The 15,057-nt window shown below is 43.7% G+C and carries 14 protein-coding genes and 1 riboswitch; of the genes, 6 read left to right on the plus strand and 8 right to left on the minus strand.

Annotated elements, in window-relative coordinates; genetic code table 11:
• Positions 1–185: 185 nt before the first annotated feature.
• The 3 genes from infA to aat all read right to left on the minus strand — a co-directional run bounded on the left by infA (position 186) and on the right by aat (position 1,895).
• On the minus strand, positions 186–404 hold the full coding sequence (gene infA, locus FIV04_RS05215; RefSeq protein ID WP_001040192.1) for a translation initiation factor IF-1: 219 nt from the start codon (positions 402–404) through the stop codon (positions 186–188).
• 82 nt (positions 405–486) lie between these two features.
• Complete coding sequence (locus FIV04_RS05220; protein ID WP_152468458.1) at positions 487–1,185, minus strand: arginyltransferase; 699 nt, start codon at positions 1,183–1,185, stop codon at positions 487–489.
• Positions 1,182–1,895, minus strand: a complete 714-nt coding sequence (aat, locus tag FIV04_RS05225) for a leucyl/phenylalanyl-tRNA--protein transferase (RefSeq protein ID WP_152468459.1) — start codon at positions 1,893–1,895, stop codon at positions 1,182–1,184. The genes FIV04_RS05220 and aat overlap by 4 nt, the downstream gene beginning before the upstream one ends.
• 50 nt (positions 1,896–1,945) lie before the next feature.
• Between aat and FIV04_RS05230 the strand changes: the two genes are divergently transcribed.
• Together FIV04_RS05230 and aroA are read left to right on the plus strand one after the other, a co-directional pair.
• Positions 1,946–2,401 carry a glycine zipper 2TM domain-containing protein gene (locus tag FIV04_RS05230; RefSeq protein WP_032549448.1) on the plus strand — a complete coding sequence of 152 codons (456 nt, stop codon included), beginning with the start codon at positions 1,946–1,948 and terminating at the stop codon, positions 2,399–2,401.
• A 163-nt stretch (positions 2,402–2,564) separates the two neighbouring features.
• Entirely contained in the window at positions 2,565–3,845 is a 1,281-nt protein-coding gene (gene aroA, locus FIV04_RS05235; protein WP_032549447.1) for a 3-phosphoshikimate 1-carboxyvinyltransferase, read from the plus strand.
• Between the two features lie 118 nt (positions 3,846–3,963).
• On the opposite strand, the gene FIV04_RS05240 is transcribed toward aroA, so the two are convergent.
• Positions 3,964–4,209, minus strand: a complete 246-nt coding sequence (locus tag FIV04_RS05240) for a YciN family protein (protein WP_150871813.1) — start codon at positions 4,207–4,209, stop codon at positions 3,964–3,966.
• Positions 4,210–4,646: 437 nt separating this feature from the next.
• Here FIV04_RS05240 and topA point away from each other — a divergent pair, with 437 nt between their 5' ends.
• The 4 genes from topA (at position 4,647) to FIV04_RS05260 (ending at position 11,521) form a co-directional block, all read left to right on the plus strand.
• Positions 4,647–7,277: a type I DNA topoisomerase gene (topA, locus tag FIV04_RS05245; RefSeq protein WP_152468460.1), complete on the plus strand. Its 2,631-nt coding sequence runs from the start codon at positions 4,647–4,649 to the stop codon at positions 7,275–7,277.
• Positions 7,278–7,805: 528 nt separating this feature from the next.
• Complete coding sequence (gene glgC, locus FIV04_RS05250; protein ID WP_032549443.1) at positions 7,806–9,023, plus strand: glucose-1-phosphate adenylyltransferase; 1,218 nt, start codon at positions 7,806–7,808, stop codon at positions 9,021–9,023.
• Complete coding sequence (gene glgA / locus FIV04_RS05255) at positions 9,013–10,467, plus strand: glycogen synthase GlgA (RefSeq protein WP_152468461.1); 1,455 nt, start codon at positions 9,013–9,015, stop codon at positions 10,465–10,467. Before glgC ends, glgA begins: the two co-directional genes overlap by 11 nt.
• Positions 10,468–10,723: 256 nt before the next feature.
• Positions 10,724–11,521, plus strand: coding sequence for an alpha/beta fold hydrolase (locus tag FIV04_RS05260; protein ID WP_032549440.1), 798 nt, complete (start codon positions 10,724–10,726; stop codon positions 11,519–11,521).
• Positions 11,522–11,621: 100 nt separating this feature from the next.
• Here the strand turns inward: FIV04_RS05260 and FIV04_RS05265 are convergent, their stop codons facing one another.
• The 4 genes from FIV04_RS05265 to purR all read right to left on the minus strand — a co-directional run bounded on the left by FIV04_RS05265 (position 11,622) and on the right by purR (position 14,740).
• Positions 11,622–11,942, minus strand: a complete 321-nt coding sequence (locus FIV04_RS05265) for a DUF2007 domain-containing protein (RefSeq protein WP_032549439.1) — start codon at positions 11,940–11,942, stop codon at positions 11,622–11,624.
• A gap of 13 nt (positions 11,943–11,955) precedes the next feature.
• On the minus strand, positions 11,956–12,636 hold the full coding sequence (locus FIV04_RS05270) for a TVP38/TMEM64 family protein (RefSeq protein WP_152468462.1): 681 nt from the start codon (positions 12,634–12,636) through the stop codon (positions 11,956–11,958).
• Positions 12,637–12,760: 124 nt separating this feature from the next.
• Positions 12,761–13,351: a TfoX/Sxy family DNA transformation protein gene (locus tag FIV04_RS05275; protein WP_152468463.1), complete on the minus strand. Its 591-nt coding sequence runs from the start codon at positions 13,349–13,351 to the stop codon at positions 12,761–12,763.
• A gap of 128 nt (positions 13,352–13,479) precedes the next feature.
• Positions 13,480–13,564, minus strand: a riboswitch (cyclic di-GMP riboswitch).
• 171 nt (positions 13,565–13,735) lie between these two features.
• Positions 13,736–14,740 (minus strand): HTH-type transcriptional repressor PurR, encoded by a 1,005-nt coding sequence (purR, locus tag FIV04_RS05280; RefSeq protein ID WP_032549435.1) that lies wholly within the window; start codon positions 14,738–14,740, stop codon positions 13,736–13,738.
• Positions 14,741–15,057 lie beyond the last annotated feature (317 nt).

The following is a 15,057-nucleotide window of genomic DNA, read 5'->3' on the forward strand; positions in this document are numbered from 1 at the left end:
TTTATGTTTTGAAGATACGAGATACGAGATACGAGATACGAGATACGAGATACGAGATACGAGATACGAGATACGAAGAGAGACGGAGAAAGATAGATAAAAGCGGTTAAGGCAAAGCGCCAAATGTCAGGCAATAAAAAACGGAGCACTAGGCTCCGCTTCTTATCGTATTCACTAATGAGACATTAACGAGCACGGAAGACGATGCGGCCTTTAGAAAGGTCGTATGGAGTCATCTCAACAGTTACTTTGTCACCAGTAAGAATACGGATGTAGTTCTTACGCATTTTACCAGAGATGTGTGCTGTCACTACGTGACCGTTTTCAAGCTCAACACGGAACATTGTGTTTGGTAGAGTATCAAGGACAGTGCCTTGCATCTCGATTACGTCTTCTTTAGCCATCTAATCCTCTTTCGACATTTGGCGGTTTTCAACGGCGATGATTGTGCCGTCAAAATCAAATTATGTAAAGTTGTGGCGTATTCTACCCTTGCCACACTTGATTTACTAGCCTTTGATGACGTTGAAATCGCACTTTATAGTTCATAGCGGGGCATTCGTCGATTTGATAACCCAAATACAGCCACTGTTTTTGGAGTTGTTGAGCATGTTGAATTTGAAACAAAACTCCCAGTGTACCTAGCGATAAATCGATGTCAGGGTCGAAAAAGGTATAAAACGCACTGGTGCTTTGACTCATCACATCAGTGACGGCAATCGCCACCAATTTTTCATCTTGGTAGATGTGTAAATATTGAGTATTTAGCCAATCGTTTTTAGAAAACTGCAAAAATTCATCTTTCTTCGGTGGATACATAGTTCCCGAGCGATGACGAGCCGTAATATAACGGCTATACAGTTCAAACCACGCCTCATCCATTTGCGGTTGCATGACCCACTTAAATGACTTGGCTTTATTTAGAAGACGCTTCTGGCTTTTCGAAAGCTGTATCTCTGGAATGGATAACCTCAATGCGTGACACGAAGAACAATTATCGCAATGAGGTTTGTATATGGTTGCGCCACTGCGACGGAAACCGTTGGCCAATAGAACTTCATAGTTATCAGGTGTGTGCATGTGTTCGTCGAGAGTAACAGCCACACGCTCTTGCCGCTCTGGTAGGTAGCTACAACTATGATTATCGGTTAATCCGATTCTGATCTGATGTAAGCCTGAACTCATTCCGAATAATCCTCGAGCCATTGTGGTTGAAAGCACTCTGCTGCAATAGAACGCTCTTTTAATAATGACAGAGATTCTAGAAAAGTCTCTCTTTCGATCTCCATTGCACCGAGCGACTCCAAATGAGGGTTCATTACTTGGCAATCAATCAGTTGTCCGCCATATTGTGAGAAGTGACGGCAAAAATACCATAGGGCGATCTTCGAGGCGTTGGTCTGAGTACTAAACATCGACTCACCACAAAAAAGCTCACCACGAAGGATGCCATACAAACCTCCGACCAACTCGTCTTCGTTCCATACTTCAACGGAGTGACAATGTCCCATTTTCGCTAGTTCGATGTAAGAGCGCTGCATATCTTGGTTTAACCATGTCTCTTCAGCGGGGCGTAATGATGAGCAAAGGCCAATCACTGTGTCGGTCGCTTGGTTGATGCTTACACGGTAGTTGTGTTTACGCTGAAATTTTTTGAGACTTTTAGCTGGTTGAAATGTCTTAGGATTAAATACGGCTCGCGGAGCTGGGCTCCACCAAAGGATAGGTTCGCCAGGCCCGTACCATGGAAAAATGCCATGACTATATGCATTGAGAATACGCGCAGGAGAAAGATCGCCACCAAAAGCCAGTAATCCGTTTGGATCATCAAGCGCTTCAAATGGTGAAGGGAATTCTATACTAGTAGTATCCAACTCTGTTAAGTATATAGTCATTGCTATCGCTTATAGATTTACATAGACCAAAGGTCGTTAGGAGTGTTGTCATGAAGAAATTGCTTTGGATTTTACTGTTTTTGCCTCTTATAGCAAATGCAGCCTATAACAGGAATCAAGCTCGACCGGTCAATGAGGTTGTGTATGGTGAGATTGATACCGTGCGTTATATCACTCAACAGGAGATTGTGGAGTCAAAAGCCAATGGTTGGGAAACCCTACTTGGCGCGGCTATTGGTGGTTTGATTGGTAATCAGTTTGGTGGCGGTACGGGTAAAGAAGTCGCGACAGCCGTTGGTGCAGTGGCGGGCGCAGGTATCGCAAGAAACAGAGCCAATACTCAATATCGAGTCGAGTACAAGCTTGTCGAGTTATTGGTAAAAACCGACGACAATAAGCTGATCAATATCATTCAAGATGTCGACAGCTCGATGCTTTTCTCTCGCGGTGATGACGTAAGAATTCTGTACTTCTCAGACGGTGTTCGCGTTGATCTAGCGTACTAGTTTGAAGTTACACTTGGTTTGGTGACTGATTGAGGTTTTTCTGGTCGATTTGCTCTGGAGTTCATCGAAAAAGTTCGTTAGTCTGCAATTACGAAGAATTATTCATCGCCTGAAAATAAATCGAAGACGGTCAGTCAGGTGATACAAGGATTAAATAGATTTAATGGAAAGCCTTACGTTACAACCAATACAAAAAGTGAGTGGGGAAGTTAACCTACCTGGCTCAAAAAGTGTTTCTAACCGAGCGTTGCTACTTGCAGCACTTTCGAGTGGCAAAACACGCCTAACTAACCTTCTGGATAGTGACGATATTCGTCATATGCTGAATGCTTTAACTAAGCTAGGTGTTAGTTACCAACTGTCAGATGACAAAACGGTTTGTGAAGTTGAAGGTCTTGGTGGTGCATTTGCAAGCCAAGAAGCGTTAGAACTGTTTCTTGGTAACGCCGGCACTGCGATGCGTCCACTTGCCGCAGCACTGTGTTTAGGTTCTGGTGAGTACGTATTAACAGGTGAGCCGCGCATGAAAGAGCGCCCAATTGGCCACTTAGTCACGGCACTTCGAGAAGCTGGCGCTGACGTTGAATATCTAGAAAACGAAAACTACCCGCCATTAAAAATCAAAGGCACGGGCTTGAAGAGCGGTACCGTATCAATTGACGGTTCGATCTCTAGCCAATTCCTAACAGCTTTTCTAATGGCTGCACCTTTAGCTGAAGGTGAAATCACCATCAAGATCGAAGGTGAGCTGGTATCTAAGCCTTACATCGACATTACCCTGCATATCATGAAACAGTTCGGTGTTGATGTGATTAACAACGACTATCAAGAGTTCGTTATCCCAACTGGCCAGCAATACGTTGCGCCGGGAGATTTCCTTGTAGAAGGTGATGCCTCATCAGCATCTTACTTCCTAGCAGCAGCTGCGATTAAAGGCGGTGAGATCAAGGTAACGGGTATTGGTAAAAACAGTATCCAAGGTGATATTCAGTTTGCAGACGCACTCGAAAAAATGGGTGCTGAGATTGAGTGGGGCGACGATTACGTTATCTCCCGTGTTGGTCAGTTGAAAGGTATTGATATGGATTACAACCATATCCCTGATGCCGCGATGACGATTGCAACGACAGCCCTGTTTGCTGAAGGCACAACGGCGATTCGCAATGTATACAACTGGCGCGTAAAGGAGACCGATCGTCTTGCTGCAATGGCGACAGAACTACGTAAAGTAGGTGCAGAAGTGGAAGAGGGTGAGGACTACATCATTGTTCAGCCTGTTTCTGAGCTTAAACATGCGGCAATCGATACGTACGACGATCACCGCATGGCAATGTGTTTCTCTTTGGTTGCGCTGAGCGATACTCCAGTGACGATTAACGATCCTGGTTGTACGTCGAAGACTTTCCCAGACTACTTTGACAAGCTGAAAATGCTTAGCCAGTAGTACATTGGAAATCAAAAAAGCTTGCTCAAGGGCAAGCTTTTTATTTGGTAGTGTGGCTCTGTCTATGTCGATCTAATTGAAGCCACTTTTGTTAGAGCTCTATTTTTCTATTGGAGCGCTATTGTTGTAGTGTGAACTCTTTAGACAGGTGGTGCGCTAGGTACTTGAACATGTTGAACACTGCGGTGGTATTTTCGGTTGGTAGGCCATTGCTGTCTAAGAAGTATTCGCCTTTGAATACCAATACATCATCTTTCTCTGTAACGCTATCTGCGCGCATTCCCTCTATATAGTCAGCGTGAGATTGAATGACTTGGTTTGCGATAAGCAGAAGGTCGAACTCTGTGATTACTTGTTTACTCATTGAGATTCTCTCATAACGATGGATAGATGGAGTTTAGAGCGACAGAGTAGAAATTCAATGACCTGACCCCAAGTCGAATAGGAGTTTTCGATTTTATGTTCGATATTTTGTGATTTATGACAAAAATAATTGAACAGGGCTCGCCATTGAAACATAGACGAGATTAGTATGACCCCGTTTATATAAGAAGCTTGAAAAACAGGCGTTTTGAAGTACGGTTTGATTGTACTTTAGTCTCAAATCCTATTGTGCCCCTTTTCTCAACTGAGTCGCTGAATTGTCGAGCGATCAGATCCAATTTTGAAAAAAGCGGTTGATCTTCTTTTAATCTCGCACAATAGTAAAAAAAGAAGCAATGAATTTAGAATATCATGCGTAAAAGCCCACAGTTGATTTGTTGGTGCTGAAGCATCGTGATTAAGGACGTTAGTGTCAATATGGGTAAATCGCTCGTTATAGTGGAGTCGCCAGCCAAGGCAAAAACTATCAATAAATATCTTGGCAAAGACTTTGTCGTTAAGTCGAGTGTAGGTCACGTGCGTGACTTACCAACGGCGGGACAAAGCACAGGCAAGAAGGCGGCTGCTGTTTCAACAAAGGGTATGAGCCCAGAAGAGAAAGCTCGTATCAAGAAAGAAAAAGATCGCAAAGCACTCATCAAGAAGATGGGTATCAACCCATATAAAGATTGGGAAGCGAACTATCAGGTTCTGCCAGGCAAAGAAAAAGTCGTGGCTGAACTCCAAAAGCTAGCTGAGAATGCTGACCATGTATATCTCGCAACCGATTTGGACCGCGAGGGAGAAGCTATCGCATGGCACCTTCGTGAGATCATCGGTGGCGATGAAGCGAGATATAAACGAGTAGTATTTAACGAGATCACCAAGAACGCGATTCAGCAAGCGTTCGAAACTCCGGGTGAGCTCAATATTGATGGCGTGAACGCTCAACAAGCGCGTCGATTCATGGACCGTGTTGTAGGTTTCATGGTTTCGCCACTACTTTGGAAAAAAGTAGCACGTGGTCTTTCTGCAGGCCGTGTACAGTCGGTAGCCGTTAAGCTGTTGGTAGAGCGTGAGCGTGAGATCAATGCGTTCATTCCAGAAGAGTTCTGGGATATCCATGCTGATACGCAAACAGGCGACAAAACCGATTTCCGTCTTCAGGTCGCTCAAAAAGCAGGTGTTGCTTTCAAGCCTGAGAACGAAGAACAGACAAAAGCTGCGCTGAGTATTCTAGAAAAAGCAGAATACGAAGTGTGCAAGCGTGAAGACCGCCCAACTAAGAGCAAACCTTCAGCACCTTATATTACGTCGACGCTACAACAAGCCGCGAGTACTCGCTTGGGTTATGGCGTTAAGAAGACGATGATGTTGGCTCAGCGACTCTATGAAGCGGGTTACATCACGTATATGCGTACTGACTCGACGAACTTGAGCTCAGAAGCTGTAGATATGGCGCGTGAGTACATTAACTCTGAGTTTGGCGATAAGTATTTACCAGCTAAACCACTTGTTTACGGCAGCAAAGAGGGCGCACAAGAGGCGCACGAAGCGATCCGTCCATCAAGTGTTGATGTTAAGTCTGAAGACCTAAAAGGCGTCGATGCTGATGCTCACAAACTGTACTCATTGATCTGGAATCAATTCGTCGCGTGTCAAATGACTCCGGCACAATACGATTCAACAACAATCAGTGTAAAAGCAGACGAGTACACTCTGAAAGCTAAAGGGCGTATCCTTAAGTTTGATGGTTGGACTCGTGTACAACGCCCTATGGGTAAGAACGATGACACTATCCTGCCATCAGTTGAGCTAGGCGATAAGCTTAAACTTGTGACGCTTGATCCTAAGCAGCACTTTACTAAGCCACCTGCACGTTACACTGAAGCAGCTTTGGTTAAAGAGCTTGAAAAACGTGGTATCGGTCGTCCATCGACTTACGCATCAATCATCTCAACGATCCAAGATCGTGGTTACGTGAAGGTTGAGCAGCGTCGTTTTTACGCTGAAAAGATGGGTGAGATTGTTACTGACCGTCTCGACCAGAGCTTTAACGACCTGATGAACTATGACTTTACTGCTCGTATGGAGCAGAAGTTAGACCAAATTGCGGAGGGTGAAGCGAACTGGAAAGGCGTTCTAGACAACTTCTTTACAGACTTCACCGGTGATCTCGAAAAAGCAGACCTTGACGAAGCTGCGGGCGGCATGAAGCCAAACCACATCGTAGAGACTGATATTGAGTGTCCGACGTGTGGTCGCAACATGGGTATCCGTACTGCTTCTACTGGTGTATTCCTTGGCTGTTCAGGTTATGCATTGCCACCAAAAGAGCGTTGTAAGACAACGATTAACCTTGGCGATGAAGAAGGCATTATCAATGTTCTTGAGGAAGACGTTGAAACTGCTGCACTGCGGGCTAAGAAGCGTTGCCCTATCTGTGAAACAGCGATGGACGCTTACCTGATCGATGACAAGCGTAAGATGCACGTTTGTGGTAACAACCCGAACTGTGATGGTTACGTTGTAGAGCACGGCGAGTTCAAAGTTAAAGGCTACGATGGTCCTGTTGTTGAATGCGACAAGTGTGGTTCAGATATGGTTCTGAAAAACGGTCGCTTCGGTAAATACATGGACTGTACCAACGACGATTGTAAGAACACACGTAAGATTCTGAAAAACGGTGAGGTTGCGCCACCGAAAGAAGACCCTGTTCACTTCCCTGAGCTTCCATGTGAAAACTCAGATGCGTACTTTGTACTGCGTGACGGTGCTTCTGGTCTATTTATGGCGGCAAGCAACTTCCCTAAATCACGTGAAACGCGTGCACCATTAGTGGAAGAGCTGGTTCGCTTTAAAGATCGAATCTCGCCGAAATTCCAATACCTGACGACAGCTCCTGTTGCTGACCCAGACGGTAAGCCGACAGTGGTTCGCTTTAGTCGTAAGACCAAAGAGAACTACGTACGAACCGAGGTCGACGGCAAACCTTCTGGTTGGACAGCGCTGTTTATTGACGGAAAATGGGAAGTCACAGATAAGCGCAAAAAGCCAAAAGAAAAATAGTGAGTAAAAAAGCAGCCTAGTTTGGCTGCTTTTTTTTGTGTTGAATATGAGTTTTTATGCAACACAATGCAATAGTTGTCTCAAGGCTGAAAAATAATTCTTTTGACGTATGAAATAATTTAGAAAAGAAAGTATGATTTCTTTGCGAGCGTTAACATTAATGTAACTAAATTAAAATATTGTAATTAGCAGATCAGTATTTTGATGTAGAAGGCATGTGTTTTCATTGTTAATGTAATGTTTCTGAAAGTCTGTGTAATGTGAGCTGCTTTGAGACTTAGAAAAGCAATCGTTTCACATACCACAGAATGGCATATTAAAAATTGAAATCGACTGAAAAGTCGATAACGTATATAAAACCAAGTGCAAAGCATAGTGCACATATAACAACGTTTGGCTTAGTATTTTGTCACTGAATATGAATGGATATGTACTAAGTGCCTAAAATAAGAGTTGGTGCTTACCCCCATAGGCTTACCCCTAAACTAAGTACCAACATCGACAAGCTATAAATATATGGAGAATAAAATGGCTGGTGTATTGGGAATGATTCTTGCTGGCGGTGAAGGCTCTCGTTTAAGACCTTTAACTGAATCTCGCAGCAAACCCTCGGTTCCATTCGGCGGAAGCTACCGCTTAATTGATTTTGCTTTAAACAATTTCGTAAATGCAGATCTAATGAAGATCTACGTTTTGACACAGTTTAAGTCGCAGTCACTATTCCACCACATGAAAAAAGGTTGGAATATCAGTGGGATAACAGATAGATTCATCGACCCAATTCCTGCGCAGATGCGTACGGGTAAGCGTTGGTATGAAGGTACGGCGGATGCGATTTATCAAAACCTTCGCTTCATGCAACTAGAAGAACCAGATCAAGTTTGTATCTTTGGTTCTGACCACATCTACAAAATGGACATTAAGCAAATGCTTGATTTCCATAAAGAGAAGAAAGCGGCGCTGACGGTTTCTGCTCTACGTATGCCTTTGGCTGAAGCATCAGAGTTCGGCGTTATCGAAGTTGATGCGGAAGGGCGTATGATCGGCTTTGAAGAGAAGCCTGCAAATCCTAAGTCAATCCCTGGCGACCCTGATTCGGCACTCGTTTCAATGGGTAACTATGTATTTGAAGCGAACGAACTGTTTGCTGAACTGGTAGAAGATGCAGATCGCGAAGGCTCATCTCATGACTTTGGCAAAGACATTATTCCAAACATGTTCCCACGTGGTGACGTGTTTGTTTATGACTTCAGCACAAACCGTATTACTGGTGAGAAAGAGGAAGTTTACTGGCGCGATGTGGGTACGATTGACGCTTACTGGCAGGCACACATGGACTTGCTAGAAAAAGATGCGCCATTCTCTCTATACAACCGTAAATGGCCTCTTCACACTTACTACCCGCCACTACCGCCGGCAACCTTTACAGATTCTGCAAACGGGCGAGTACAGATCATCGATAGCTTAGTATGTAACGGTAGTTACGTACGCGGCTCTCGAATCGAGAAGTGTGTACTTGGTTTCCGCAGTAATATTGCATCTGCTTGTGATATCAGCGAAAGTATCTTACTTGGTGACGTTAAAGTAGGTGAGGGCTGTGTTCTTCGCCGTGTTATCGTCGATAAAGATGCAGATATCGCACCGGGCACGCAAATCGGCGTGAATCTGAAAGAAGATAAAAAGCACTACCATGTTTCAGAAGATGGTGTTGTAGTAATCCCTAAAGGAGCACGAGTTGGTTACTAAGACTCTCTCGGTACTTTTTGTAGCGTCTGAAGTTGAAGGTTTAATTAAAAGTGGTGGCTTGGCTGATGTAGCCAAGGCACTGCCTAAAGCGTTACAAACACTCGAACAGGACGTTCGAGTGACCATCCCCGCATATAGCAAAATCCCGAATATCGAATCAGCTGAAGTTATCCTATCGACTGAGCTCGATCACTGGCCTCATACGGCTTATCAAGTTAAAAAGTTAAGCGTTGAAGGCGTTCATGTCTTTGGTATTGAATGTCCACAATACTTTGATCGCCCAGAGATGTACGCTGAGAACAACCAAGCTTACGCTGACAATGGTGAAAGGTTCGCGTTTTTTAGCGCAGCTTGTTTAGACATGTTGCCAAAGCTTGGTTTCCAGCCTGATATTGTGCATGCCAACGATTGGCACACTGGCTTTGTTCCATACCTGTTGAAGTCTCGCTATCAAGAGCACGATTTCTTCAAAGAGATGCGCAGTGTTATTTCGATACACAATGCCGTCTTTAAGGGCGTGTTCTCTTATGATGAACTGCAGAACTTACCAGAAATGCACGGTCGATATGTGCCTGAAGCTGCAGTAAGCGACACCCATGTCACCATGCTAAAGGCTGGTGTGATGTGTGCGGATAAGATCAATGCCGTTAGCCCGACGTACGCTGAAGAGCTAAAAACAGAGCTTGGAAGCCACGGTATGGCGCGAGAGTTCCAACAACGCTCTGATGACCTGTTTGGTATTCTAAACGGCTGTGATTACGGTTCATGGAACCCAGAGACGGATGTCTATCTACCGCGAAAATACAAAGCAACGAAGCACAGTATGGCTCGAGGTAAATCCGCTTGTAAGCAAAAGCTGCAGCAAGAAGTTGGTTTACCTGAGTCTGATTGCGCCGTGTATGGCATGGTATGCCGCCTGACTAACCAGAAGGGTGTTCACTATTTAATACCGATCATTGAAGAGTTCCTCAAGAATGAACTGCAAATCGTGATTGTGGGTACAGGTGACCCCGTATTAGCAAGCCAGCTTAAAGAGCTTTCCGCGCTGCATTCAGAGAAGTTTTCGTTTATTGAAGCTTACAACAACGAGTTGGCTCACTTGGTTGAAGCCGGTTCAGACTTCTTCTTAATGCCATCTGAATTTGAGCCTTGTGGCTTGAATCAGATTTATAGTATGGCTTATGGCACTCTACCTATCGTTCGCTCAGTAGGCGGTTTAAAAGACAGCGTTAATCATTACGATGACAACCCTGAACTGGCCACAGGCTTTGCTTTTAGCGAGCCAACCTCTCAGGCTTTACTCTCGGTATTGCATCGTTCTCTACTGCTTTATGCACAAAAACCTGCAGAAGTTCGCCGCGTTCAGCTCTATGCAATGCAACAGAATTTTAGCTGGGAAGATGCTGCTAAATCCTATTTAGAGATGTATCACACCGTGTTGTAACTTGTGTATTTGAAAAGTAAGGTGTTCCATTGTGAACACCTTTTTTTGTTTTTAAAGTGTCACTGTTAGCGTCTAAGTTAACTGTTGAGCTACCGTTAGTTTCATATAACGCTTTGGGAGTAATTGTGGTTGAGCTATTCAGAACGCTGATAAGATGATTGACACTACTATCACTTAATCGGTTTAATAGCGTGCTATCATTACCAAGCATCTAGCAATGGTGCTCAAGCAAATAAGTAGAATTAAAGCGAAAGGTATGTCTGAGAGTTTATTATTCCATAAAACATTCAATCACCCGACCAGTGATGAGTGGGTCGTTTTCGTCCACGGTGCTGGTGGGAGTTCGTCCATTTGGTTTAAGCAGATCAAAGCTTATAAACAGCACTTTAATTTGCTACTGATTGACTTGAGAGGTCACGGCAAATCCGACAATTTATTAAAAGAGCTGATCAGTAACCGTTACACATTCAAAGCGGTAACGCTCGATATTCTTAAAGTGCTCGATCACCTAAAAATTCGTTCAGCGCACTTTGTTGGAATGTCCTTAGGAACCATTATTGTTCGAAATGTCGCTGAGTTGGCCGCAGAGCGTGTTCGCTCAATGGTACTCGGTGGTGCTGTAACGCGCTTGAATACGCGCTCTCAAGTCTTGGTCAAATTAGGTAACTTAAGTAAACATATTATCCCTTATATGTGGCTTTACAGCCTGTTTGCTTACATTGTTATGCCACAAAAGAGTCAGCGAGAGTCTAGACACCTTTTCATCCGCGAAGCGAAAAAGCTGTGTCAAAAGGAGTTTAAGCGCTGGTTTATTCTTACCGCTGACGTTAACCCGTTGATGCGTTACTTCAAAGAGCGAGAGCTACCTATTCCAACTTTGTATCTGATGGGAGAGCGTGACTACATGTTCATCAAGCCCGTTAAAGAGATGGTGGCGGCACATAAATCGAGTGAGCTGGTGGAAATTGCCAACTGTGGTCACGTTTGTAACGTGGAGCAACCCGAAGAGTTTAACCAGCGCTCTATTGAGTTTATTCAGAAGCAAATCAAATAATATGAGTGTGGCGAGCATCGTTCACTTGATCTAATGAGATACAAAAAAACAGGAAGCGATTGCGCTTCCTGTTTTTTTTAGGGACTCATTTTTACAAAACTTATGTTTCGGGGCAAGGTGAGCCACACTGCCAACAAGAGCCAAACTGGGCTTCGTTGACCTCGTGACACTGACTACAACGCCACTCTTCATAGATGATGGAATCTTGTTGCTTCTTATAAGCATTGATGAGATTTAGTGCTGCTGTTGCATCAGAAGGCTCGTAGAGCCACACATATGGGTCTGTTTCTTCAGAGAAAGGGATTTCCCCCTTTAAACCAAACAATCCTTCCCCACGTACTTCACAGGCAATTTTTTCACTTTCTAGAAGCCCACATATTATGTGAGCCTCTGTTGGGTTTGCAGCACTGAATATCTTCATCAATTTTCCTTATCTATTCCGCGACTGGCGCCGAACGAAACTTACCCATAATCCATTTTGCAGCGATTGGGAATACGCCAAGCAGTGCGAAAGAAAGCAGTACAGAAGGGGATACGATGCCTGATAGCGAATCGATCTCTGCCAACTGAGTACCTGCGTTTAAGTAAACTGCAGTGCCAGGAAGCATTCCTAATTGGCTAGTCAAATAGTAGCGTCCTACAGAGATAGGTGTTAAGCCCATTAGTAAGTTAATTAAGAAAAATGGGAATACCGGAATCAGACGCAAAGAGAACAGGTAGAATGCGCCATCTTTTTCTACGCCTTGATTAATAGTAGACAGCTTATCGCCAAACTTACCTTGCACCCAGTCACGCAGTAGAAAACGGCTACTCAAAAACGCTAGTGTTGCACCTATGGTACTTGCAAACGACACGAGTAATAAACTAGTCCAAAAGCCGAATAGCGCCGCCCCGAGTAGCGTAACTACAGCAGCGCCTGGGATAGAGAAAGAGGTAATCATAATATAGAGAATGAAGTAGGTTGCTGCCGCAACAACAAAGTTACTCTCTATGTAGTCATTAAGAAGTGCCTGCTGGGCTTTGGCATTTTCAAGCGTTAAGTATTGACCAAAGTTAACGGCTAGTAACACTATCGTGGCAACTAAAATTATGCCTAAAATCATTTTCTTACTCATGGGAGCGTCCCTTAATCTTTTGCTTATAGTTAGTATAGTTAGACAGGAGAAGGAAAGATTAACTTTCAAAAGAAAATAAAAAAAGCCACATTAATGTGGCTTTTTACAATTAAGTGATTTGGACCTAATTAATAGAGCTGATGAGCTCGTCGCGTCGCTGCTGAGGTATCACCGACCAATGAGTGCCGTTGATTGCACCTTCAAGCGCCCAAAGTAGCTCTAAGCTAACACTTGATGAATGAGATTCTTTAATGGCTTTGTATGCATTAACAGAACCTGACTCATACAAGCTTTCAACGGTATCGATCCCTGCTTTTTTCAACATACGCTCTGTGGCAAGTCGAAGGTTTGGCAAATCTTTCAATCGCGTCGGTTTCGCCGATGATTGGATTTGTTTCTCTTCTTTAGCACAGTCAAGGGAAGCTTTTGCCAGCTCGATAATACGTTCTTGAGTCTGCCAGAGGTCTTCTGGGAGGGCAAAATACTTAGTAACGACTGGGAATCCACGTTTTTTGTAAACGTAAGGTTCGAAGCCCTGTTGTTCAAATTGTGAAGTAGTATTCTTATCAGCTCGAATGTGCAACTGATTGTTTACGACCAATGCAAACATGGTGTCATCGGCAAAAAGGCCGAAACCGCCAAACATTGAGCGTGACTTTATCTTTCCAAGTGGCTCAAATAACTTCATTGAGTCCTTGAGTATCGGTTTATCCATATTGTTTATCTCGGTGTATTTGAATTACGCCACCAAATAAGCAGGTCCGAGAGATTAGCAAAATGTCGCAATGAAATTGTCAATAAGCCGTAAATTACTACTAAAGGTAGGAAATACTGCATTTTGCCATCGGTAACCCCGCTACCATACCAATAATGGGTTAGGCCGGAGGCTTTGCGTCTCACCCTTTCAAGTGATTTGCCCTGTGCGTGACTGTATAATCAAGAATAAAGTTTTTTGTTGAATGAGGTTCACACTTGTTATTCTAAAATGTGATCTTAATTCAGTTAATTGTTGCCTTGATATGCAACTGGGTTTTTATTTTTGACAAATAAAAAAAACGCACCAAACGGTGCGTTTTATTAGATTTTTCTAAAGTTTACGTTATTTTAACGTTTTTACTGTCGCACGCTCAATGATCTCTGGATGCATCTCGAACACGCGTTTTTCGTGGTCTTTGTCTTTGATACGTTCTAGCAGGATTTCGAACGCGTTCTTACCGACACGACGTTTTGGTTGGTGAACAGTCGTCAACGGCGGTGAGAAGTACTCTGCCAACTCAATATTGTCGTAACCAATCACTGAAATATCTTCAGGGATCTTAATACCTTGCTGTTGTAGGCGGCTCATAAGACCAAGCGCCATCGTATCGTTAAAACAGAATACCGCGGTAGGGCGATTTTCCATTGCAGCGATTTTATCTGCTGCGATAACAGCCGTATCACACTCGAAGTTACCTTCAAGGATTAGGTTGTCATCGGCTTGAATGTCTGCCTCTGCCAGTGCTCGACGGTAACCAGCGATACGTTCAACACACGCCGCTTTATCTAAGTGACCACTTAGACATGCAATACGTTCATGCCCGCGTTCAACTAGATATTTAGTCGCTAGGTAGCCACCTTCTTCAGAGTTGTCGATGATCTTATCTGCTTGTGAACTTTCAGGGCCCCAATCCATAACAACTTTTGGAATGTCTGCATGACGGTCAAGCATTTCACGAAGTTCTTCCGTTAGGTCAGAACACATTACTAAGATGCCATCTACGCGTTTTTCAGCAAGCATTCGGATGTAGTCACGTTGCTTCTCGTAGATACCACCTGTGTTACATAGAATCAGCGTATAGCCTTGACGGTAACAGTAGCTCTCTACACCATCGATCACTTCAGAGAAGAATAGGTTAGTTGATTGAGTTACTAACATACCGATTGTGCGCGTAGAGTTACATTTCAAACTACGAGCAACGGCACTTGGTGCATAATTTAATTCGTCTACGGCTTTGTTTACTTTTTCTTGAGTCGCTTCTGCTACGAAACGTGTCTTGTTGATCACGTGAGAAACGGTGGTTGTTGATACGCCGGCTAAGCGAGCGACATCTTTTATAGTTGCCATGGCTTTATCCTATTGATAGCTACTTCCTCAGCAGTACGGAGCAAGTAGCCGTTTTAAGCTACCAGAACAAGAGCTTAGAATGTGTAGGGCTCTCTCGGTACTAAAGTGCTAAAAAACAAAAAACCGCTAATGAGAGCGGCTTGTCTTAACACCGAAATGCTCTTAGCTAATTTAAAGCATAGCATTTCGAGAATGTTTCATATTTTATCGTTTGCGGTCACAATTTTAGACTGACTAGAAAATACTCGCAATAAAATTCACCCAGAAATCTGGGTGAATTGTCACATTCTACCTAAATTGTGCCTTTAGTCATTAGT

It is taken from the genome of Vibrio sp. THAF190c (genome assembly GCF_009363355.1).
Lineage (GTDB): Bacteria > Pseudomonadota > Gammaproteobacteria > Enterobacterales > Vibrionaceae > Vibrio > Vibrio fortis_A.

Bases quoted from the DNA above. Each gene is read 5' to 3' on its own strand.
- FIV04_RS05265 (WP_032549439.1), bottom strand. From the start codon at position 11,942: ATGAAGATATTCAGTGCTGCAAACCCAACAGAGGCTCACATAATATGT.
- infA (WP_001040192.1), bottom strand. From the start codon at position 404: ATGGCTAAAGAAGACGTAATCGAGATGCAAGGCACTGTCCTTGATACT.
- FIV04_RS05270 (WP_152468462.1), bottom strand. From the start codon at position 12,636: ATGAGTAAGAAAATGATTTTAGGCATAATTTTAGTTGCCACGATAGTG.
- aroA (WP_032549447.1), top strand. From the start codon at position 2,565: ATGGAAAGCCTTACGTTACAACCAATACAAAAAGTGAGTGGGGAAGTT.
- FIV04_RS05240 (WP_150871813.1), bottom strand. From the start codon at position 4,209: ATGAGTAAACAAGTAATCACAGAGTTCGACCTTCTGCTTATCGCAAAC.
- FIV04_RS05230 (WP_032549448.1), top strand. From the start codon at position 1,946: ATGAAGAAATTGCTTTGGATTTTACTGTTTTTGCCTCTTATAGCAAAT.
- glgC (WP_032549443.1), top strand. From the start codon at position 7,806: ATGGCTGGTGTATTGGGAATGATTCTTGCTGGCGGTGAAGGCTCTCGT.
- FIV04_RS05260 (WP_032549440.1), top strand. From the start codon at position 10,724: ATGTCTGAGAGTTTATTATTCCATAAAACATTCAATCACCCGACCAGT.
- FIV04_RS05220 (WP_152468458.1), bottom strand. From the start codon at position 1,185: ATGAGTTCAGGCTTACATCAGATCAGAATCGGATTAACCGATAATCAT.
- FIV04_RS05275 (WP_152468463.1), bottom strand. From the start codon at position 13,351: ATGGATAAACCGATACTCAAGGACTCAATGAAGTTATTTGAGCCACTT.
- aat (WP_152468459.1), bottom strand. From the start codon at position 1,895: ATGACTATATACTTAACAGAGTTGGATACTACTAGTATAGAATTCCCT.
- topA (WP_152468460.1), top strand. From the start codon at position 4,647: ATGGGTAAATCGCTCGTTATAGTGGAGTCGCCAGCCAAGGCAAAAACT.
- purR (WP_032549435.1), bottom strand. From the start codon at position 14,740: ATGGCAACTATAAAAGATGTCGCTCGCTTAGCCGGCGTATCAACAACC.